The 20,382-nt window shown below is 42.0% G+C and carries 20 protein-coding genes; 5 read left to right on the top strand and 15 right to left on the bottom strand.

What is annotated here, in order from left to right; genetic code table 11:
- Nucleotides 1-91: 91 nt before the first annotated feature.
- Nucleotides 92-1,564, top strand: coding sequence for a potassium/proton antiporter (locus tag PFZ69_RS06565; protein WP_270180207.1), 1,473 nt, complete (start codon nt 92-94; stop codon nt 1,562-1,564).
- Nucleotides 1,565-1,608: 44 nt separating this feature from the next.
- On the opposite strand, the gene PFZ69_RS06570 is transcribed toward PFZ69_RS06565, so the two are convergent.
- Nucleotides 1,609-2,415, bottom strand: coding sequence for a histidinol-phosphatase (locus PFZ69_RS06570; RefSeq protein WP_270180208.1), 807 nt, complete (start codon nt 2,413-2,415; stop codon nt 1,609-1,611).
- A gap of 375 nt (nt 2,416-2,790) precedes the next feature.
- Between PFZ69_RS06570 and PFZ69_RS06575 the strand changes: the two genes are divergently transcribed.
- Together PFZ69_RS06575 and PFZ69_RS06580 are read left to right on the top strand one after the other, a co-directional pair.
- Complete coding sequence (locus PFZ69_RS06575) at nt 2,791-3,732, top strand: glycerophosphodiester phosphodiesterase (protein ID WP_442865113.1); 942 nt, start codon at nt 2,791-2,793, stop codon at nt 3,730-3,732.
- Between the two features lie 249 nt (nt 3,733-3,981).
- Nucleotides 3,982-4,890: a hypothetical protein gene (locus PFZ69_RS06580; RefSeq protein WP_270180210.1), complete on the top strand. Its 909-nt coding sequence runs from the start codon at nt 3,982-3,984 to the stop codon at nt 4,888-4,890.
- A gap of 45 nt (nt 4,891-4,935) precedes the next feature.
- On the opposite strand, the gene PFZ69_RS06585 is transcribed toward PFZ69_RS06580, so the two are convergent.
- Nucleotides 4,936-5,835, bottom strand: coding sequence for an ankyrin repeat domain-containing protein (locus PFZ69_RS06585; RefSeq protein ID WP_270180211.1), 900 nt, complete (start codon nt 5,833-5,835; stop codon nt 4,936-4,938).
- A gap of 162 nt (nt 5,836-5,997) precedes the next feature.
- On the opposite strand from PFZ69_RS06585, the gene PFZ69_RS06590 reads away from it, so the two are divergent.
- Nucleotides 5,998-6,474 (top strand): hypothetical protein, encoded by a 477-nt coding sequence (locus PFZ69_RS06590; RefSeq protein ID WP_270180212.1) that lies wholly within the window; start codon nt 5,998-6,000, stop codon nt 6,472-6,474.
- A gap of 83 nt (nt 6,475-6,557) precedes the next feature.
- Here PFZ69_RS06590 and PFZ69_RS06595 read toward each other — a convergent pair whose 3' ends face one another.
- The 8 genes from PFZ69_RS06595 to PFZ69_RS06630 all read right to left on the bottom strand — a co-directional run bounded on the left by PFZ69_RS06595 (nt 6,558) and on the right by PFZ69_RS06630 (nt 13,800).
- Nucleotides 6,558-7,130 carry a transposase gene (locus PFZ69_RS06595; RefSeq protein ID WP_270180213.1) on the bottom strand — a complete coding sequence of 191 codons (573 nt, stop codon included), beginning with the start codon at nt 7,128-7,130 and terminating at the stop codon, nt 6,558-6,560.
- Between the two features lie 199 nt (nt 7,131-7,329).
- Entirely contained in the window at nt 7,330-8,292 is a 963-nt protein-coding gene (locus tag PFZ69_RS06600; RefSeq protein WP_270180214.1) for a 2-hydroxyacid dehydrogenase, read from the bottom strand.
- 101 nt (nt 8,293-8,393) lie between these two features.
- On the bottom strand, nt 8,394-9,635 hold the full coding sequence (locus PFZ69_RS06605; protein WP_270180215.1) for a Zn-dependent hydrolase: 1,242 nt from the start codon (nt 9,633-9,635) through the stop codon (nt 8,394-8,396).
- Between the two features lie 347 nt (nt 9,636-9,982).
- The gene (locus tag PFZ69_RS06610) at nt 9,983-10,078 is read right to left on the bottom strand and encodes a putative holin-like toxin (RefSeq protein WP_270180216.1); all 96 of its coding nucleotides are present in this window, start codon (nt 10,076-10,078) and stop codon (nt 9,983-9,985) included.
- A 149-nt stretch (nt 10,079-10,227) separates the two neighbouring features.
- Nucleotides 10,228-11,022 carry a carbon-nitrogen family hydrolase gene (locus PFZ69_RS06615; protein ID WP_270180217.1) on the bottom strand — a complete coding sequence of 265 codons (795 nt, stop codon included), beginning with the start codon at nt 11,020-11,022 and terminating at the stop codon, nt 10,228-10,230.
- 152 nt (nt 11,023-11,174) lie between these two features.
- The gene (gene panF, locus PFZ69_RS06620; protein ID WP_270180218.1) at nt 11,175-12,641 is read right to left on the bottom strand and encodes a sodium/pantothenate symporter; all 1,467 of its coding nucleotides are present in this window, start codon (nt 12,639-12,641) and stop codon (nt 11,175-11,177) included.
- On the bottom strand, nt 12,638-12,922 hold the full coding sequence (locus PFZ69_RS06625; protein WP_270180219.1) for a YhdT family protein: 285 nt from the start codon (nt 12,920-12,922) through the stop codon (nt 12,638-12,640). The genes panF and PFZ69_RS06625 overlap by 4 nt, the downstream gene beginning before the upstream one ends.
- Before the next feature lie 200 nt (nt 12,923-13,122).
- Nucleotides 13,123-13,800, bottom strand: a complete 678-nt coding sequence (locus PFZ69_RS06630) for an MgtC/SapB family protein (protein ID WP_270180220.1) — start codon at nt 13,798-13,800, stop codon at nt 13,123-13,125.
- Nucleotides 13,801-14,148: 348 nt separating this feature from the next.
- Between PFZ69_RS06630 and PFZ69_RS06635 the strand changes: the two genes are divergently transcribed.
- Entirely contained in the window at nt 14,149-15,573 is a 1,425-nt protein-coding gene (locus PFZ69_RS06635) for a peptide MFS transporter (RefSeq protein ID WP_270180221.1), read from the top strand.
- A gap of 109 nt (nt 15,574-15,682) precedes the next feature.
- Here the strand turns inward: PFZ69_RS06635 and PFZ69_RS06640 are convergent, their stop codons facing one another.
- Genes PFZ69_RS06640 through PFZ69_RS06660 form a run of 5 tightly spaced genes read right to left on the bottom strand, consistent with a single transcriptional unit; the run spans nt 15,683 to nt 20,075 of the window.
- Complete coding sequence (locus PFZ69_RS06640; protein WP_270180222.1) at nt 15,683-17,458, bottom strand: ABC transporter ATP-binding protein; 1,776 nt, start codon at nt 17,456-17,458, stop codon at nt 15,683-15,685.
- Entirely contained in the window at nt 17,436-17,909 is a 474-nt protein-coding gene (locus tag PFZ69_RS06645; RefSeq protein WP_270180223.1) for a signal peptidase I, read from the bottom strand. Before PFZ69_RS06645 ends, PFZ69_RS06640 begins: the two co-directional genes overlap by 23 nt.
- Complete coding sequence (locus PFZ69_RS06650; protein WP_270180224.1) at nt 17,906-18,166, bottom strand: PqqD family protein; 261 nt, start codon at nt 18,164-18,166, stop codon at nt 17,906-17,908. Before PFZ69_RS06650 ends, PFZ69_RS06645 begins: the two co-directional genes overlap by 4 nt.
- Entirely contained in the window at nt 18,166-18,951 is a 786-nt protein-coding gene (locus PFZ69_RS06655) for a hypothetical protein (RefSeq protein WP_270180225.1), read from the bottom strand. Before PFZ69_RS06655 ends, PFZ69_RS06650 begins: the two co-directional genes overlap by 1 nt.
- The gene (locus PFZ69_RS06660) at nt 18,948-20,075 is read right to left on the bottom strand and encodes a nucleotidyltransferase family protein (protein ID WP_270180226.1); all 1,128 of its coding nucleotides are present in this window, start codon (nt 20,073-20,075) and stop codon (nt 18,948-18,950) included. The genes PFZ69_RS06655 and PFZ69_RS06660 overlap by 4 nt, the downstream gene beginning before the upstream one ends.
- Between the last annotated feature and the right edge of the window lie 307 nt (nt 20,076-20,382).

The following is a 20,382-nucleotide window of genomic DNA, read 5'->3' on the forward strand; positions in this document are numbered from 1 at the left end:
ATCACGAAGTACGGTATACGGTCTTCATTAAGTGAAACACTTAATAAGATCAGCGCATACGTTTGATGTGAATGATAGAAGGGGCAACAAAATGCAAACAGATATGGTCATATTATTTAGTGCGTTATTTTTAATAGGTGGCGTGATGATGGCGAAGTTCTCATCACGAGTAGGTGTGCCAGCTCTTGTTCTTTTCATAATCGTCGGAATGCTCTTTGGAAGTGACGGGTTTGGGTTCATCTATTTCGATAACGCTTCATTAACGCAATCATTGGGAATCCTCGCACTTGTCCTCATTTTGTTCGATGGTGGTCTTCAGACTGAATGGCGTAGAACAAAAGCAGTCCTCCCTATTTCGTTATCGCTCGCAACGATAGGCGTTCTGATCACAGCAGGTCTCTTCGGGGTGGCAGCAAAGCTGCTTCTCGATGTCACGTGGAACGAAGCGCTTCTTTTAGGTGCAATCGTTGGTTCTACAGATGCGGCTGCTGTGTTCTCTGTATTGAAAGGAAAAAATATTAAGACTAAACTTCAATCAACACTCGAGGCGGAGTCTGGATCGAATGATCCGATGGCAATGTTCTTAACACTTTCTCTTCTTCAAGTGGCGATTGGAGAAAAAACGATCGGAGCTTCAGTCGTTCTTTCCTTCTTCTGGCAGATGGGTGTTGGACTCATATTAGGAGTTCTCCTAGGATACGCAGCATCCTGGGCCATGAAGAATATCGACCTTGGTTCGAACGGTTTATACCCTGTGTTCTCCATCGCCATCGCTCTGTTTACATACAGCGTGACAGACCTCATCAATGCAAGCGGGCTTTTAGCTGTTTACGCAGCTGCACTGGTACTCGGGAATACGAAGAGTCTTCCATATGGTCAGTCGATCTTCCGTTTCCATGATGGCATCGCTTGGTTGATGCAGATCCTCATGTTTATCATGCTTGGTCTCCTCGTCTTTCCTGCTGAGTTATTCTCTACATGGATCGTATTAAAAGGACTAGCATTATCAGCTATACTCATTTTCATCGCACGGCCAGTTGCCGTTTTTATATCAAGTATTCCTTTTAAATTCAATTTAAAAGAAAAAGTGTTTCTCTCGTGGGCTGGCTTAAGAGGAGCTGTTCCGATCGTACTCGCAACGTTCCCATTGTTGGCTGGTCTCGAAAACAGTCAGCTGTTCTTTAACCTCATTTTTTCAATCGTATTGACGTCAGCCTTGTTTCAGGGAACTACCATTCCTTTTATCGCAAAGCGTCTTGGTCTTACAGGACCAGAAGTTCATGTTCCATCTCATTCACTTGAGCTTGTTTCATCGACCACGGTAAACGCAGAGATGATTCCTTACACCATCACATCGTCTTCAAATCTCGTTGGACGAGAGCTATCAAACATTTCTTTTCCAGAAAAGGTTCTGGTGAGTGCGATCATTCGAGCAGATGAACTGATTGCGCCTTCTGGTGAAACGAAGGTGCAAGTAAACGATGTTCTTTACATCCTTGTTGAAAATCAAAAGCGATCAGAACTTGAAAAAGTTCTCGGTATTCGTAAAACGATAGGCGGATAAATTAAAGGGATCAGGTTGGACTACACCAACCTGATCCCTTTCTCTTATAGTTCGACGAGCTGCTTCTTACGCTCCTTAAAAATCGTCCAGTTCTTAAATCCAATCTCTTTCAGTGTTGCTCGAACTTCTTCAAATTCTTCTCCAACACGATCAGGCCAGTGCGCATCTGAACCAAACGTAACGCCTACCCCGTAGTGATGTGCCATCTCTAACATATCGTTAGCTGGATACCAGCCCCCACAGTCTTTATGCTTACCAGAAGTATTCACTTCGATCGTTGCATCTACTTCGCCAAGTCGCTTCAACGCTTTTTCCACTTCAGGAGTATGAACGTTTGTGAAGTCTGGATAAAAGCCCTTCATCGCATCGATATGTCCAAGAATATCGAACACACCACTTTCTGCAGATTCAACGATCAGTTGATAGTAATGCTCCTTTTCTTTTCTAACGTCCTCTTCCGTAACGTTTTCCCAACGCTTTTTATCAAAAATATTGACCTCGTTACTGTAGTGAACAGATCCGATGATGTAATCAAACGGGTATTGATCATAAATGCTCTTATATAACGAATAATGCTCTCGGAAGAAATCTGATTCCACACCTAACAACACGTCTATTTTACCGCTGTACTTTTCTTTTAGATTCAACACTTCTTCAACGTAAGAAGAAAATTCACTTTTCGCCATCGCAATACGCGGCTTCGCTCGATCTTCCTCACTCGCAAAAAAAGGTGAATGATCAGAGATACCGATCATCTGCAGATCATTTTTTATCGCAGCTTGTATGTAATCCTCAATCGTTGCCTCTGCATGACCGCAGCGTTCATGGTGCGTATGAAAATCGAATTTCATATAGATTTCCCCTTTCCAAAATATAGGTCTTTTCATCATTATCCTATCACACAGCTTAATTAAGAGAGAGACAAATGCACAATATTTGCTATTTTCTCACTAATACACCCGTTTTACCACTAGGTTTGTGAAGGAATTATTAATTTTTTTGAGAGGTTTGGTCTACCCACCTTACTTAAAAAGCCATTACCATCCACCTGCATAATTCCATATTTATCTATGAAACATGATTCGATCTAACCATTTCACATAGATTCTGTTGTGCGGATCAGGTGTCTGTGCTAAATTCCTGTTGTTCAAAACAGCCCTCCGTGCCCTGCGGTAAGGCGTTTTGTAAAGAACCATTTACATTGAGCACTTAGGAGGATGATTAGATTGAAGCGTCTATTTAATTTAGCAATACTGTCTCTTAGTCTACTATTAGTAGCTAGCATGATTCCTGGTACAATCGTATCGGCGGAGGAAGAAGCATCCCTTCTAGATCCAAATAAACGATTAAACGTAGCTCACAGAGGGGCTTCAGGTCATGCACCTGAACATACAATCCCTTCATACAAGCTTGGTGAACGAATGAATGGCGATTACATTGAAATCGATCTACAGATGACAAAAGATGGTGTCCTTGTTGCGATGCACGATGAACGTGTTGATCGCACGACTGACGGAACAGGTCTTGTAAAAGATTATACGCTTGAAGAATTAAAGAAACTTGATGCAGGAAGCTGGTTTAACGAAGAAAATCCTGAGAAGGCGAAACGTGCTTACCAAGGTCTTGAAGTTCCAACGCTTGAGGAAGTGATCCAGACGTTTGGAAACGACTCTCACTACTATATCGAAACGAAATCCCCTGAAGTCTATCCAGGCATGGAAAAAGAATTGCTTCGTGTACTAGAAAAGTATGAGCTTACTCCAAAATATGAGGAACGCGGAAAAGTTCTCGTGCAATCCTTCAGTAAAGCGAGTCTATTAAAAATGCATGACCTTGCACCTGACATGCCGTTAGTACAGCTAATTTCTTATAAAACGCCAGCTACGATTACGGAGCAAGAGCTAGCAGAACTCAGCCGATACACTGTTGGTATAGGAATGTCATACACAAAAATTGATCAAGAATACGTTGAGAAAGTAAGAGAATCTGGCTTACTGATTCACCCTTACACAGTCAATGAAAAAGAAGACATGAAACGCCTACTTGACTGGGGAGTAACTGGAATGTTTACGAATTATCCAGACCGTTTGGAAGATGTTATGGATGATTTTGAGGATGATGAAGATGAAGTTGAAGATGATGATGAGAATGAAGAGGATGAAGATTGATTGATCATTCTATTCGTTTAATAAAGTCCGGCATGAGTTCGCTTGTGCTGGGCTTTTTTTAGTTGGTTTTAACAGCGAATTCTTTTTCGTCTCCTACTAGGATAATTGCTCTCTCAAGAAAGCACATCTAGCCTCTTCACTTTTTCACACTCACTTGCTCAATATTTCACATAAAGTGATTCAACTGTGATATACTGAAACCGCTCCTAAATATTGGTTACGTGATTTCTGAAAGGATGCGTGTTTTATATGCTAAAAAAGAAAGCCTTGATCACTGGATTAACAGTCATTACTTACATATTGTTCTTAGTTATAACTGGATTCTTCCACTCTGATGGAGTGGCTACAACCTTTTTGTTCACCTTTTACGGTGTCCCCATCATGCTGATGATCGGTACTCCAGTGAATATATTGGCTGGTTTCATTACTAGGAATCTAGTTCCGTTCCGCTTTTGGGTAAATTTAATGATCCATATTATCCCCGCCTATATTGCGGGAATACTCCTTTTTAACGGATACCTCTTTCAAGGGGACGGCGGCTTTCTTCAACTTTTCCCGCTCGGCATCGCGTGTATTTATTTTATATACGATGAATTGATTTACCATGACGGACGTCATAAAAAGAGTGCCCTTCTATTGCCGCTCGTACCAGTTGTCATATTAGGGACTGCTTACATGCCCATTTTGATTGAAATCTACGCGCAGGAAACAACAGTCGATCGTATAGAGGAAAGCGGGCCACCTGTGGCGGAAGTCACGCTTCAAAACGACTCAAAAAAAATCAGTACAGATTATTGCACGGAAGGATATACATACAATAGTTGCCACGAAGAGACGAAGCCAACCATCTTACCACTGGCTGATATAGGTGATACGACATTCATTTATAATGGACCTGCACAGTTGTCTTTTGAGGTAACCAATGCAGAGAGCGTTTCATTTGAATACGTTGTGACATACTACGTAAACAGCAAACAAAAGCAGCTGAAATCAAAGACGCTAGCTAGCGACACCGTGACGCTTCCAGCAGACATTCCAGAACAAATCATAAAAGTCGAAGGTTACGGAAACAAAGACGAAAAGATCACCTTCTTTGTAGGCTTACGGAATGGCGTTCGCTATAACCCAGAAAACGAGGGAATCGAAAACATCGACTAACCTTTCGACATAATAACAGAAAAAACGGGTGGTGCCAGGCACCACTCACCACCCGTAATTGACAAGGAGTTCCTCGATTTCTTTATTCTCTCCAGCTAGCTTCATTACTTCTTCTCTTTCCTCATCAGACTTAGCGAATGCTCCATAACTAAGAAGCACTTCTACTAATTCTGCTTGATTCCTTTCGATCGCTTTATGTAGTAAGGATTGGTCTTGAATGACACTATTTGGGTCTCCGCCCTTGGCTAGTAACATCGTTAACAAGTCCGCAGATCTTTCTGCAACTGCGATAGATAAAGCGTTATCCCCGTCTTCAACAGCAAAGTTAGGATTTGCTCCAGCATTAAGAAGCATCGTTATTAACGATTCGTCTCCTCCCTTAATCGCATGGTTAAGGAGAGTGGTGTCTTTGCCCTCACTCGTTACGAGCTGATTAGGATTATACCCATTATGTAAAAGAATGCGAATCAACTCACGATCAGTCTCTTCAACAGCCTGAATCAGCTTCGCTTCATTCCCAACTTCGAAGTGCGCTCCACTCTTCAACAAGGTATCTATAATTTCATAATGTTGTTTGGCTGCAGCCACCTCTAAAAGTTCATCAAGAGCGTGACTCGTATTTCCAGCTCCTGACTGTATTAACACTTGCACAAGATTGTTATCCGCTTTTTCTACCGCATAACCCAAAGGGGTTTGTCCATCGCTGTTCTTTTGATTCGGATCGACACCACCTTCTATTAAAGAAGCCACTTCGTTTAGTAAATCGCTATTACCTTCAGAAGTAATTAGACTCCATAGTCGCTCTTGATCAGAAACCTCGCTCACTTCAAACTTCTTAGTTTCTTCCGCACTAGAAACCATTTGTGAATTAGGAGAGGATTCGATATACTCACATCCAACAATAAATGAAAGAAAAAGTATTCCCACCAGTCGTTTACAGTTCACCTTACTCTCCCCCTGCATCCTACTTTTTTACTATTCACCTTCTAGTATAACCTTAATTAATGATTAGATGGTTAAATAATCAGAAAAGAGAAACTACTTTGAATGGGACAACTCAAGTAGCTCATACACTTTATTAGTCAAGCCTCAAGGAGGGTAACTACCTTGTCGCACTTCAAAACTCGCCGTCAGCCTGGTGGAGGCGCAAAGTTCTTAATCATCGTCATTATTATTTTATTATTAGGTGGAAGCGTAACGATATGGATTCTGCAGCAACCGAGAGCGAGAGCTGCCGATGCTGTAAGGGAATTTTATAAATATGAGCAACAAGGGAACTACACTCAATCCTGGAATTTATTCCATTCCGAAATGAAGAACCGCTTTTCAGACGAGCAATATAGCAAATTGCGCGCTCAGTTTTTAACACAAGATACATTCTCTAAGTCATTTACGTTTAAAGTTAGTAAAATGAAAGCAAAGAAAAACTGGAAGACGCCTGGAAGCGGGCTTGTGCTAAAAAAAGTCTACGTAACAACGGTCACACAAACCTTTAATAACGATTTTGGAAAGTTTAACATCGTGCAAGAGGTCATCATAGTAAAAGAGGATGGGAAGTATCGGATATTGTGGAATTACAACTAATTCCTTGGTCAATCAAACGTTTGTTTAATAGTGAGTGAGGTGCTTAAAAAGGCACCTCACTCGGAATCTGAAGTTTATGCCTGTTATAAAGTAGGATTTAGTAGATCTTTTCGTAACACATTCACATAGTTACGATACTCAGCTCTTTTCTCCCTTACTGTTCCTGGATACCCTTCTAATAGGACGGAAGTTTTGAGATAAGGAATGGCCCGATAACTATTGTAGTAATAGCGATAGCTTGACCAGCGGTAATCTTCAGGGCGAATACAAATGCCCGCTTTAACAGGATTTAAATGGATATATCGACTCACCTCCAACATATCGCCATTCGTTTCTAGGATCTCGCCAAAATATCGCTTTTCAAAAACATGCCCCGTCAATTCATAACGCAAATTAAAATAAGTCGCATAACGTTTGTTGATCAAAGCCATGATTTTGGAAACAGGAACATGCTTTGACCGAAGCTGAAGGTGATAATGATTGCTGAGTAAACAGTATGAAGAAATTTCAAAAGGGTGGGATTCGAAGACTTCTTCGAGGATATAGAAAAAAACACGGTAATCTTTATCGTCTTGAAACAATACCTCCTTACGGTTTCCTCTACTTACGATGTGATAAAAGTGATTGGGAAGCCAAACTCTGCGTTTCCTTACCATGGGGATGGAACGTTGGTTGTTCGATTGAGGGTAAAGGTGGAACGGGGATGATGCTTGCTTCTCACTTTCTTCTCTCCTTCGTGATTAGTGGTGGTTCAATGGATCCCTCCTTTCGTATTAGATTCAGATTACTTCGCTCTCACAATAAACGTCAACATAAACTCTCCGACACCGTTCGAGCTAGTTCGAGTGGTGCCTGTCACCCGACCTTGTTCGGAGGCTCTTCTCCTTCAAGAACAGCAAGCAAATTGGTTGCTGCAAGATTCGCCATCTTCATTCTCGTTTTTATGCTTGCACTCCCTATATGCGGCAGTGTAACAACGTTTGGAAGCGTAAGGAGAGGGTGATCTAAGCGTACCGGCTCTTCCTCGAACACATCTAGTCCCGCTGCCCAGATCGACTGTTCTTTTAACGCTTTGTACAGTGCCTTTTCGTTTACGATCCCTCCTCTTGCTGAATTAATGATAATCGCACTTTTCTTCATAAGATCTAGTTGTTTAGTATCGATCAGGTTGTTTGTCTCAGGCGTGAAAGGCGTTAACACACAAACATAATCACTTTCACGTAACAAGGTGTTTAGCTCTGTAAAGTGAAGATCAAGCCTTCCTTCAGCCTCATGATTACGACTTCGATTGTGGTAGAGTACCTTCATATCAAACCCTTGAGCGCGTTTCGCAACAGCCTCCCCTATTCTCCCAAGCCCAATAATACCTAGTGTCGCTCCATGAATATCCTGTCCGGTTAGCTGCATCGGAGACCATGTGTTCCAATTTCCGTTCCGTAAGTACTCAGAAGCCTCTGGAATTCTCCTAGCTGTCGCCATCAACAAAGAGAAGGTGAGGTCTGCAGTCGTTTCTGTCAGCACACCTGGTGTATTTGTTACGATAACGTTACGTTCCTTCGCAGCTTCAACATCAATGTTGTTATAGCCTACAGCCATATTTGAAACTACTTTCAGCTTGTCTGCCTTATCTAAGAGTGATGCATCGATTTGTTCTGTGAGTAAACAAAAGAGCCCTTCGACATCTTCGATCTCCTCCTCAAGCACCTCTCTCGGTACAGGCTTTTCGTCCTCTTCCCACATTCGCACCTCACATGTCTCGCTTAAACGCTGAACGATCGGTTCTGGTAATTTCCTTGTTATATATATTTTCCGTTTCATTTGTGATTTGCACTCCTTTAAGGATCTCTAACTACTTTATGTTCAGCATATACCCTCTTCATACCTGTTGCACACAGATGATATGACAAAAACCGGGCCTGTCACCCGGTTTTCTCTGCAATCCTTAATGCCGTCTTATAAAGGAGGTTCACTCCTTTCTCGATATCATCCATTTCTGCAAACTCAAGCGGATTGTGACTGATGCCTTTCTCACATCGAACGAAGATCATGCCGTAGTCACTTATATAGGACATGAAAAGTGCATCATGAAACGGTCCACTCATTAGAACAGGCGAATCGAGATCAAGCTTTTCATCTTCCTCTGCCATAATTTCTTTAATCCAGTCCGCACAATACCTTGGATTACTTTTTGTATCTTCTCTTATGCTATACGAAAGCTCATTGGCAGTCGACGTATCTTCAATAATGGTATATAGCTCTTGTTCAAGCTTCGTGCGGTGCTCAAGGTCGATATCGCGTAAGTCGATCGTAAATTCTACTTTTTCAGGGATGATGTTTCGAGAGTTAGGAAAAACCTGTACACTCCCAACGGTTCCAACCGTCGTATCTTTTCCTTTCTCTTTAACCATCCGATCAAATTTAGAAATGATTTCACTTGCCCCTACCATCGCATCTTTTCTTAAATTCATTGGAACAGATCCAGCGTGACCAGCAAAACCTTCGAGCGTAACTGTGAGCCAGATCGGCCCTGAAATACCAGAAACGATGCCGACCGGCTTATTTTTTGATTCGAGGACAGGACCCTGCTCAATATGAAGTTCTAGGAACGCCTCGATGTCACCTTTTTGATAAACAGGACTCTCTTTCAGATCAGTTTCTACACCGAACTCTTTCAAAGCTTCTCTCCTTGAGACACCGCTTTTGTCCTCGCGCTCAAGTTCTCCTTCTTCAAGCATGCCAACAAGTGCACGAACACCGAAAACACCTTTATTAAATCTTGAGCCTTCTTCATCAGAAAAGCAGATCACTTCGATCGTTCGCTTCGGCTTAATCCCATTATCTTTCATCGTGTGAATGACTTCGATAGCACCTAGCGCTCCGGCTGTTCCATCAAACCTTCCTCCATACGGCTGAGAATCAATATGTGAGCCAAGCATTAATATAGGAAGCTCATGATTTTCTCCTTCCATTCTTCCTATCAAATTTCCGAAACCATCGATTTTAGCTGATAACCCAGCCTCCTCCATCCAACCCTTTACGACATCCACTGCCTGCCGATCTTCTTTCGAATGTGCGAGGCGGCAAACGCCTGTATCTCCGATCTTCCCAATCTCTGCAAGTTCTTCTAAATGACGTCGTAGACGTGAGCGGTTAATGGACATAACCTCACCACTTTCATTGGTTTTAGTCCACTATAGCAAAGCAAGAATAGCCTTACATTTTACACTTTGTTGGATATTTTAGCTCTCCATTTGATATTACGTCTAACTCTAATCACGTTCGACAAATTATGAGCAAATCCGGGTGGTACCAGGCACCATTCCAGGCACCATTCCACCTTGCCATATCGATGAGAAGTGCATATAATAGGAGTAGATATCATAACGTAAAAAAAGAACGCTGGTGCGTCAACACCAGCGTCCATACAGCTGCTCCGCAAGAAGAGCGGCGGCTCAAAAGGCAAATGAATGAAGTAACTCACCTTAAACCTTGGCCGGGGCAGGGTGGGTTACTTCTTTTTATTATTACCTGAAACCGTAATAATCGTGATCACAAGAGAAGCAAAGCTAATCATCAACACCAATGCCTCGTATGTGGTCATCATTATAGGCAGCACCCCCTTTCGTTCTTGGGGTACCACCGCCCACCCTGCTTTACAGCTGTTACACTCATTTTACCACAGGGTGTGGTGTGAAGAGCATGGGTCATTGGTCATCGTGACTTGAGAACCTCTTCAGGGCTTACTTCTCACTCTTATTTATGTTTATAAAGGTGAGGTACTCTGCTATCAAAAATAGGGACGTCCTTTCGAACCTGCTTCACTTTTTCTAGATCTAATGAAACTGATAGAGATTTTTCTTCCTCTACTTCACCTTCTTCAAGAACATCCCCCCACGGGTCGATCGCCATCGAAGTTCCTGCAAATTCAACGCCATCATAGCTGCCAACTCGGTTACAAGAAACAACATACATCTGATTCTCAATTGCTCTTGCAAGCTGCAGCGTACGCCAATGAGAGCGTCTAGCAAGCGGCCACTCGGCTACAACATGGAGAACTTGAGCACCTTCTAAAGCAAGGGTGCGAATGATTTCAGGGAAGCGAAGATCATAACAGATTATAACTCCCATCTTGATTCCATCAAGTTCAAAGATTGTTGGAGCTTTTGTGCCTCCTGAAAGATATGCTGGCTCATTTAACATCGGAACAAGATGAACTTTATCGTACTGATATACAAGCTCGCCTTTTCGATTAACGATCAATGAGGAGTTATAAAATTTGCCTTCGATTTTGTTCGCAACGGAGCCTCCGATGATGTTAATATCATGCTTCACAGCTAATTCACTTAAAAACCCCTTCGTCGGTTCAGCATTTTCATCTGCATAGAGGTTAAGGTCCGAAAGCGTATAAGCGGTTGTCCACATCTCTGGAAGAACAATCGTGTCAGGATTTACTCTCGCTATCTCTTTCTCTACCCACTCACTTACCTTCTGACGATTTCTTTCTGGATCACCTGCAATAATGTCCATCTGGTAAATTGAAAACTTCATTTCTTTCCCTCCTGTTTCTATAGTAAATGCACTCTTCTTCATCATTAAGTCTGCCAAATCGTTATCTCTTCCCACATCATACATCTAAATTTTCAGAAACATCAAATTGTTTGTATTAAAAATCGACAGGTACCAGGTACCTGTCGACTACTTTACGCTTTCCACATGTTCTCTAACACGAGAGCCTGCGTTTCTTCGTGCCGCTTCACTGTTAATAAGCTTACGAGCACATATGACACAAATGAGATTAAGACTGGCAGTACAACCGTATGCATGCCAAACGCATTAGGCAAGAAGGTGTTGAACAAGATATAGCTCCCTACACCCGTCAGCAGTGACGCCATCGCTCCGCTCGCATTCCCTTTCTTCCAGTATAGTCCCATCACAACTGGCCAAATAAAGGCTGCTTCTAAGCCGCCAAAAGAGAAAAGGTTCAGCCAGATCAGAAGATCAGGAGGGTTTACGGCCATCAGGAATACGAGAATACCGAGCACTGCCGTAACTCCGATACTAAATCGCTTGATCGTTCGATCGCTCGCATCAGGCTTCACGTAGTTTAAGTACACATCTTTCACCACTGCAGAGCTTACGAGTAAAAGCAACGAGTCCACCGTTGACATGATTGCTGCCATCGGTGCTGCAAGAACGATTCCCGCTACCCAAGCTGGAAGAACTTCCATTGCAATCCGAGGCATGACCGTATCACCCACTTCGATCCCAGGTAAAACGGCTCTCGCAAAAACACCAGTGAGGTGCATGCCGAGCATGATAAATCCAACAACCACTGTTCCGATGATTAAAGCGCGGTGCATCCCTCTTGAGCTTTTATAAGACATCGCGCGCACGGCAACTTGCGGAAGACCTACCACTCCAACACCTACGAGCAGCCAGAACGATGACACGTAAAGCGGTGTTAAGGAGCGGTCAGGTCCATAAGGCGAAATCAAATTGGGATTTTCAGCTGAAAGGTCTGACATAATGTTTTCGATTCCCCCTCCAGCGATCACTGTCCCCACAAGGATGACGAGAGTTCCAAAAAACATGATGACACCTTGGATCGTATCTGTGATCGCGACAGCACGAAAGCCACCAATGATCACATAGACAAGGACGGATACAGCAAAAATAAACAGCGCTGCAGTATAAGAGAGCCCTGTTAACGATTCGATCAAGCGTGCTCCACCGACCCATTGTGCCGCCATTGCGGAAAATAGGAAGATGATGATGCTGAGTGCTGATAGGATCACCACTGCTTTACTTCGATACCGTTCTTTCAAAAAGTCGATGAGCGTAACGGCCTTGATTTTTCTTGCGACGATCGCAAATTTTTTACCGAGAACAGATAATACAAAATACCCTGTCGGCAGCTGCGTCATTGCGAGTAACACCCAGCCTAGTCCCATTTCATACGCTACGCCAGGACCTCCGATAAAACTGCTCGCACTTCCATACGTTGCGACCATCGTCATCGCAAGAATAAATCCTCCTAGCTCTCGGCTGCCGAGAAAGTATTCATGAAGAAAGCTAGACGTAACAGAGAGATGTCTTGATGCATAAAATCCGACGACGAAAATACTACCTAGAAAAATGAGGAGTGGAATAACGACTTCCCAGTTCAATTGTTCTCCTCCTCATCAAGAGGCACTTCTTTATATAGATACTTTACCGAAAGGATGACTAATAAGAGTACCAAGAGCGTTACAACGATACAGCTATAGAAAAACCATGCAGGCAATCCCCATATGTAGTGATAGTCCTCTACAGGTTTAGACCCTAAACCATAAGCAGTCCCATACCATAACGCAAAATTTAGTAATACAAGCCCAACCCCTATAAGGGCTTCACGATTCGCTATTCGAAAACGTGGATCCTCCCCACCTTTTCGCTTTCCTTTTTTCATTCTTATCCCCCTCAACACTACCGCTTCTGCTTCTGTACGTGTCCTATTCTAAATAACATCACAACAGAAAGTCTATAGAGATGATCGTAATCTTATCTTTTGCCATTTAATTTCATCCTATGAAGCATATAAAAAAGCTTTTGGCCGCAACTCTCGCCAAAAGCTTTTTTGTTAAACAAACGTTTGATTGAAAGGGGTTTTTATCCTTCAACCTCAACAGACGTCGCACCATCCACATTTCGCAACAGCTGATAAATATCTGTTGTGTGATTTTTTTCGAACGTTAAAAGCTTAAGTTCGATCTGGCGATTGTGATCCTTTGTATCACGAACGCGTACGTGTTTGATATCGAAGTCATGTTTTAAAATAGCTTTCATAAATACAGTCACATCTTGATCTTCATGAAACGTAATTTTCGCACGCATTTCACGCTGCCTTAGCTGCTTCGGACCAATTTTCTTAATGATGATGGGTAAAACATTGACACTAAACAGGATGATGGCTGCACCAACAAATGCTTCATAGTAAAATCCAGCTCCTGCAGAAATTCCGAGGCCAGACGCTCCCCAGATAATTGCGGCTGTTGTAAGGCCTGAAATCGCATCGTTGTTTCTTCTCAGAATAACACCTGCACCTATAAAACCTATTCCTGACACGACTTGGGCAGCGAGTCGCATCGGATCTGTTCGAATGTTCGTCGAGAACTCGGCGAACTTTACAGATGATTCGATCGATACAATCGTCAACAAACAGCTGCTAACGGCGATTACCATACACGTTTTGAGCCCTAGAGGCTTATGTTTTAATTCTCTTTCGATTCCAATCATCAATCCTAATAGTGCTGAAATAGCCAGTTTTGCTAGTACAATCATGCTCATAGGAGTCATCTCCAACTCTTTTCTTTATCAATCAAAATTCTTTAAAAATAAGTGAATTTCCTGCGATATATTAAATTTTTATGTGTTTTTTAGTGAATTATGTATGACTAAACGCTTAGTGCCTAGTGCTCATTTTACAAAAGTAGTTTGAAACAGCTCAATCAGGTGGAAGTAGCAGAAGTCTATGTATAATAACGCTATCTCTGTAAAATCATGCACATTCTTAATAATTTTTTTTACAAATTTACAAACATTTAAAATAGAGGAACATTTTTGCTAAATCTTTAAATTGACAAATAATTTGCTAAAATGGGTGAGTGTTATTTTAAACAACTTGGAGGTTACAACATGGACACCACAGTAGACAGCAAGGTGAAACCGCCTAAAGGTAAGGGAAAACACCCTCCCGGTTTATACTTGCTATTCATCACAGAAATGTGGGAGCGTTATAGTTACTACGGTATGAGATCCATTCTAATTCTATATTTAACGGCTGAATTGATCAGCGGCGGTCTTGGTATGGATAATGGAAAAGCACTTCAGCTCTACGGTATATATGCAGGTCTCGTATACTTTACTCCACTCATCGGAGGGTACTTGACCGATAAATTCATGGGTTTACGTACAGCAATCACCATCGGTGGTATAACAATGGCCGTGGGTGATTTTACCTTATTTGCGATACAAGAGCAATGGGGTCTTTATTTAGGACTACTATTATTGATTCTAGGGAACGGCTTTTTCAAACCCAACATTTCAACTCTTGTTGGTGAACTTTATACCAAAAACGATCCACGTAAAGATTCAGCTTTTACAATTTTCTATATGGGAATTAACCTTGGGGCACTCATTTCCCCGCTCGTTGCAGGATTCCTATACGCTGACCTTTTCCACTCAACAGATGGTGGAATTGAAACGTTCGGTTTTAAATATGCTTTCCTTGCGTCATCAATCGGTATGATTATCGGACAGCTTACATTTAACTTGCTTGCGAAAAAGTATCTTGGAGATGTTGGTACAAAACCTTCTTCTCAAAGAGTTTCGCCTACAGTGAAAGGCAAAGCGAAACCACTTACGAAAGTTGAAAAACAACGTACAGCAGTTATTCTTATCCTTGCAGTATTCGTTGTTATCTTCTGGGCTGGGTTCGAACAGGCCGGAGCATCCTTTACTCTTTACACACGTGATTTCATTGACAGAACCGTATTTGGTTACGAAGTTCCTGTATCCTGGTTCCAGTCACTGAATCCACTGTTTGTTCTATTACTTGCTCCTGTAATCTCTGGTCTATGGATCAAGCTATCTAAAACGAAGCGTGGAGACTTCTCCATTCCAACGAAAATGGCGTTCGGTCTCATTCTCCTTGGACTAGGCTTCATGGTTATGGTCCCAGCAGTTCTTATGACAGGAAGTGATGACGGAAGCATCACGGTGAAAGCCAGCATGCTGTTCATGGTCTTCACATACCTCTTGCACACACTAGGGGAGTTAGCACTATCACCGATCGGTCTTTCACTAGTAAGTAAAATGTCACCAGTGAAGATCGCATCACTCTTGATGGGTGCTTGGTTCTTGAGTAACTCAGTCGCAAACTACCTAGCAGGTCATATCGCATCACTAACCACTTCAGCAGGATATTTAGAAATCTTCGTATACCTCGGAGTGGCAGCACTTGGACTAGGAGTAATTCTATTGCTCATGTCTAAGAAGCTTCAAAAGCTGATGCATGTTGACGAAGACGTTCACGGAAATAAGATTCAACAAGCTAGTTAATAGCATTCCAAGAAATCATGAAATCATTTAAGAGGCGTTTCCCATTCTCGGGAACCGCCTCTTTTTGTTCGACACCAGTCGAGCTAAACCGGGTGGTGACAGGCACCGTCTAACGAGCTAGCCTAACTGCCTTCTTCTGATAAAGGTTAGCATACACATTATCCGAACGAATGAGGTCGTCGTGCGTGCCAAATTCAACGATCTCACCGTTATCAATCACCACGATATGATCCGCATGTTGAATCGTTGAAAGTCTATGAGCGATCATAATTGTTGTTCGTCCTACCATGAGCCGATCGAGCGCTTCTTGCACGAGGCGTTCAGATTCGTTGTCCAACGCTGAAGTCGCTTCATCTAACAGTAAGATTGGTGCATCTCTCAATATCGCTCGTGCAATGGCAATACGCTGCTTTTGCCCTCCTGACAACCGTGCTCCTCGCTCGCCTACCTGCGTGTCGTAACCTTTAGAGAGCTCTACAATAAACGAGTGAGCATTGGCTTTCTGAGCTGCTTCGATTATTTCTCTAGAACTTGCTCCAGGCTTTCCTAGAGCGATGTTCTCCTCAATCGTTCCACTGAAGAGAAATGTTTCTTGAGGGACATAGGAAAAATAACTTCTTTGTTGTGAAACGGACATCGATTCGACTGACTTTCCGTCGAATAGAATGTCACCCTTCTCAGCCCGATAGACTCTTTGAAGAAGATGGAGAAGCGTACTTTTCCCACCACCGCTTGGCCCAACGAGGGCCGTGACTTTGCCTGCCAGAATCGTTAACGAGAAATCCTTGAACAGCTTCTCACAGCCCTGGTACTGAAAATCCACATTCTTAAACTCAATACACTGATACAATGCCCTATCCTCATCAACAACTTCCCCAATGTCCATCTCAGGCGGAACATCCATCGCCTCCTTAATTCGCTCCACAGCGGCGATTGAGCGCTGAAACCCTCCCCATTCACCAGCTAAATCAGTAAGAGGATAAACAAGATGCTGCATGAGACTAACAAATGCGAGAAGGACACCTACCGTGATCTCACCATCTGAAACGAGAAAAGCTCCGAGTCCGAGCGTTATGAAGAAGGACATCGTTCCAGCTAGGTTAGCTGAAGAATTAAACCAGCTTCGCATTGAAGCTTCTTTTAATTCGTTGTCAAAAAGTTCATCAGAGTTCTTTTGGTATTTTCGTGAGAAAAACTGTTCTAAATTAAAGACTCGTAAAACAAGATTTCCTGCAAAGCTATCATTTAGCGTAATATGAAGGTCTTCCACTTTACCATGAATCGTTCGGTTTCGATCTCTCATTAATTTACCAAAAATAAGTCCGCAAACGAGTGTAAATGGGGCAAGAAGGAGGAAGATCATCGATAACTGCCAGTTGAGATAAATCAAATAGGCAAACACGGAAAGAATCATGATCGGTAGTCTGATAAGATTAAGCAAAACGCCCCCCACCGCTCCATTGATCTTATCGATATCATTCGTTACATTCGATAACAGCTTACCCGAATGATTCTTTGAAAAAGATGCGTAAGGCATCGATAGGAAACGATGGTACATATCGATTCGTAAATCTTTCTTCACATGACTCACCGTTGACGTTCTAAAATACGTATTAAAATAATCAAGAAAAATACTAACTAATAACGAGCCGAGACCGATTGAAAAAAGCTTGAGCAAGTTGTCAAAATTGCCTTGAACGGCTTGGTCCGTTATATGCTGCATCAGCCAGGCAAATAAAATAATGATGAAAACATCAGTAACTAAAATAAAAAGGAGAAAGCAATAGCTTCTCCAGTACGTTCTAATATAGGGAAAAAGAAAAGCTAATGAACTACGGATATCACCTGCATCAATGCTTCTTTTAATACGAGCGAGAATGTTCATCGGCAAGATCCCTTTTCTTTAGGATTTTGTTCACGTAGATGTGTGCAAGAACTGAGAAAAATCGTAAATAGCTGAACGAGAGACTATATGCTTTGATAAGAGGACTGTTCATCCTAATCGTTCTATTATTTCTACTAATACTCGTTAACACGCCGATTATTTCACTCTCTCGAACAGGCGCATCAGGGTAAAGATTCGTGTCTCCCTTGAAGATGAACCATTGTTTCGTACTGCTTTTATGAGATTTAATAAATCGATGTCCGGTTAGATTGCCATCTCTCGACTGAAACAAAACGACGTCACCACGTTTGATGAGAGAGAGATCCATCGTTTCAAATACGCAGCAGTCACCTTCTTTTATGAATGGATACATACTCATTCCTTTTGAAGGAACCTCTAGTTGACCGTGTTCGTTCATCAAAGTACGTAGGATGGTAGCATGCTCATTCATGTTGTGACTAAGCCAGCATCCAACATATGATTCAAGAAATCCTCAATATCCTTTTCCGCTACATCGTCAGGCACATCATAGTGACGCTGAATTTCTTCCCTTAAAGAACTTACGGATTGCTTTTCTTTCAAAAGGGACCAGCATTCACCACCGATTCCGTTTAATTTCGTAACAGTGTAATCACTCGGGTGGAGAATCACCCAGTTTCCGTCCATTTCCACAGCGTCTAGATTCGTTTTACGAATATAAGTAGTCATTACGATATCTCCTCCCAGAAAGCATCATTCTTCTGAAACTTAAGATTATAGACAGGTACCACTCGAACAAGCTGTTGTAGAAGGGAAAATAACTTTTGAGTTTCTGCTGGATCATACGCCCAATAAAAAATCTTATCGAGCATTTTCATAACACTCTCGGCTTTTTCTAACTTAACCCTCTCGATCGTTGATGATTGTTCAAGAAGTTGGATTCCAGCAAGCTTCAGCGGTTTTTCAGAGAAAGAAGCCACCGTATCACTTCTAAAGGGGGAGTCAAACGCCTGAACATCACCACTCGTAACCTTCACCACTGTGGCTTCATCAGATAAGATCGTTCGCGGGCTCGATAATTCGGCTACAGTAGATTTACCTGCACCAGAGTGTCCAGTGAAGATAAACGCTTTCTCATGCTCTTTTATACAAGAGGAATGAATGAGAAGGCCCCACTTATTATGAACGATGAAAGCACTATACAAGTTCATCAATGCGTGTTTAAGCGCAAAGTCGTTATACGCTTTTATGGTCGCTTTAGCGTAATTTTCGTCTACCTCGATGAGATAGTCGCCGCGATTATAGAAAACAGATCCGTTACCCTTTTGAATAGCTACATCAAAACTCGTAAAAGGATAACCGTAGCCATATTCTATAGACACCTTTAGTGATTCTCTAACACCCTCGGGATTTAGTATAATCTTAAAATTTTCGTTCACAAATCCCATCGCTTTATCTGAACCAGTCTCAATCGCTAACAAGTGTTCTCCGATTTCAATCATGACCATTTTCATGAACTCTCCCCCCTGCTCTTCACACTTTTAAAATTGAACGGTTGATGAAACATCACTCGATAATACTCTTTTAAGAGTGTCCATTTCGATATCGATTCTCGATCTTCCCCCAGAAAGTACATAAGATACATCCTTGGTGGATTAATATAGTGAAACCATTTCGCGCCTGTGATCAAAAAAGCTGGAGTATCTACGAGTAAGTAATCAAAATAAAATCGATAAAGATAGTAAGCTAGATTTTTCTTCCCTGTGTGAGTTCGACGAGCAAGAGCTAAGCTCCAGAACACAAAAGTAGCGTACCGATACGGTTTGATTTCATGAAGAAATCGACACTCCCGGTAAAGAATAGTGAGAACAGCCTTAACTTTCCTCCAAGTTTTATCTCGTTTTGCCCGTTTTTTAATCTCTGTGAAATCAATTTGAGAAGGAAATGTGGTAATGATTTGAAGCAAGTCTATGAAGTATTTAACTGAGTCCATATTGTGCCTCGCAGCATGTAAACACGTATAGTACAACGTATCCTGCTTCGATAACACCCTGACATACTTGAAATCAGAGTATGGCTCAGAATTAACCCAGAAGATATCGGGATCAACGTTGGAAGAATACTCTTTATCTAAGTTCCAATGCAATTCTACTGATACTGATAAACCAGCGTTTACTTTTACGAACGTGCAATGATTGTTCGTGGGATCTTCTTCTTCCTCGTTTGTAAATCCTTGTTCTTTTACGAGCGCGATCGCCGTTTGCAGTTCGGAGGGACGGATGAACAGATCAATGTCTGCCGTCCCCCTTGCTGCAAAATCTCCAAAATACTCTTCAGAGAAAACAACACCCTTTAACGGAATTACGGAAATGGCCTCAGAATCAAACACGTCAAGGAGGTGGAATAGCTCATGTCTAAGCATTAAATTCTGATAAGCTGCCCTCTGAGAAGATTCTTTCACTTGCTCTGAGAGGAGTTGAGTTACTCTTTCAGTCTGTGTACGATCCTTAAGATAATGATGTATCTGTGACTTTATAGCGAACACTTCTACATCACGTACCAAACCTATGTAGTCACTTTCCTCCCCTTCTACAAGCTCTTCATTAGTGAACAACTTTTCAAGCAAAGACAGGATCATAGCGCACCTCCTCTTAGATAGAAGTTAATCGTCCTTCTTCTTTCTTTTACCTGATTGCGTTGTTTCAAACGAAATCGGTTGATGTGCAAGTACTTTAGGAGCTTCGTAAGGTTTCTTCATGAATCCACCTCCCTTTCACTCATTTCAACTTCACACGTTCATTATAACGCACAGAATGCACAAGTTCAACTCTGTTTTATCTAAAAATTCAAATTATATATTCAGACCAAACAAATCATTTTATACCAATTTTATCCAAAAATAAGTTTACTAACTAGTCCAAAAAGGTTCTATCTTACATAAACTA

Origin of the sequence: Alkalihalobacillus sp. CinArs1, assembly GCF_947387515.1 — a bacterium.
GTDB lineage: Bacteria > Bacillota > Bacilli > Bacillales > Guptibacillaceae > Guptibacillus.

Bases quoted from the DNA above. Each gene is read 5' to 3' on its own strand.
- PFZ69_RS06570 (WP_270180208.1), bottom strand. From the start codon at position 2,415: ATGAAATTCGATTTTCATACGCACCATGAACGCTGCGGTCATGCAGAG.
- PFZ69_RS06565 (WP_270180207.1), top strand. From the start codon at position 92: ATGCAAACAGATATGGTCATATTATTTAGTGCGTTATTTTTAATAGGT.
- PFZ69_RS06610 (WP_270180216.1), bottom strand. From the start codon at position 10,078: ATGATGACCACATACGAGGCATTGGTGTTGATGATTAGCTTTGCTTCT.
- PFZ69_RS06600 (WP_270180214.1), bottom strand. From the start codon at position 8,292: ATGAAACGGAAAATATATATAACAAGGAAATTACCAGAACCGATCGTT.
- PFZ69_RS06655 (WP_270180225.1), bottom strand. From the start codon at position 18,951: ATGAAAATGGTCATGATTGAAATCGGAGAACACTTGTTAGCGATTGAG.
- PFZ69_RS06630 (WP_270180220.1), bottom strand. From the start codon at position 13,800: ATGAGCATGATTGTACTAGCAAAACTGGCTATTTCAGCACTATTAGGA.
- PFZ69_RS06640 (WP_270180222.1), bottom strand. From the start codon at position 17,458: ATGAACATTCTCGCTCGTATTAAAAGAAGCATTGATGCAGGTGATATC.
- PFZ69_RS06650 (WP_270180224.1), bottom strand. From the start codon at position 18,166: ATGACTACTTATATTCGTAAAACGAATCTAGACGCTGTGGAAATGGAC.
- PFZ69_RS06645 (WP_270180223.1), bottom strand. From the start codon at position 17,909: ATGAATGAGCATGCTACCATCCTACGTACTTTGATGAACGAACACGGT.
- PFZ69_RS06595 (WP_270180213.1), bottom strand. From the start codon at position 7,130: ATGGTAAGGAAACGCAGAGTTTGGCTTCCCAATCACTTTTATCACATC.
- PFZ69_RS06605 (WP_270180215.1), bottom strand. From the start codon at position 9,635: ATGTCCATTAACCGCTCACGTCTACGACGTCATTTAGAAGAACTTGCA.
- PFZ69_RS06580 (WP_270180210.1), top strand. From the start codon at position 3,982: ATGCTAAAAAAGAAAGCCTTGATCACTGGATTAACAGTCATTACTTAC.
- PFZ69_RS06625 (WP_270180219.1), bottom strand. From the start codon at position 12,922: ATGAAAAAAGGAAAGCGAAAAGGTGGGGAGGATCCACGTTTTCGAATA.
- PFZ69_RS06615 (WP_270180217.1), bottom strand. From the start codon at position 11,022: ATGAAGTTTTCAATTTACCAGATGGACATTATTGCAGGTGATCCAGAA.
- PFZ69_RS06635 (WP_270180221.1), top strand. From the start codon at position 14,149: ATGGACACCACAGTAGACAGCAAGGTGAAACCGCCTAAAGGTAAGGGA.
- PFZ69_RS06660 (WP_270180226.1), bottom strand. From the start codon at position 20,075: ATGATCCTGTCTTTGCTTGAAAAGTTGTTCACTAATGAAGAGCTTGTA.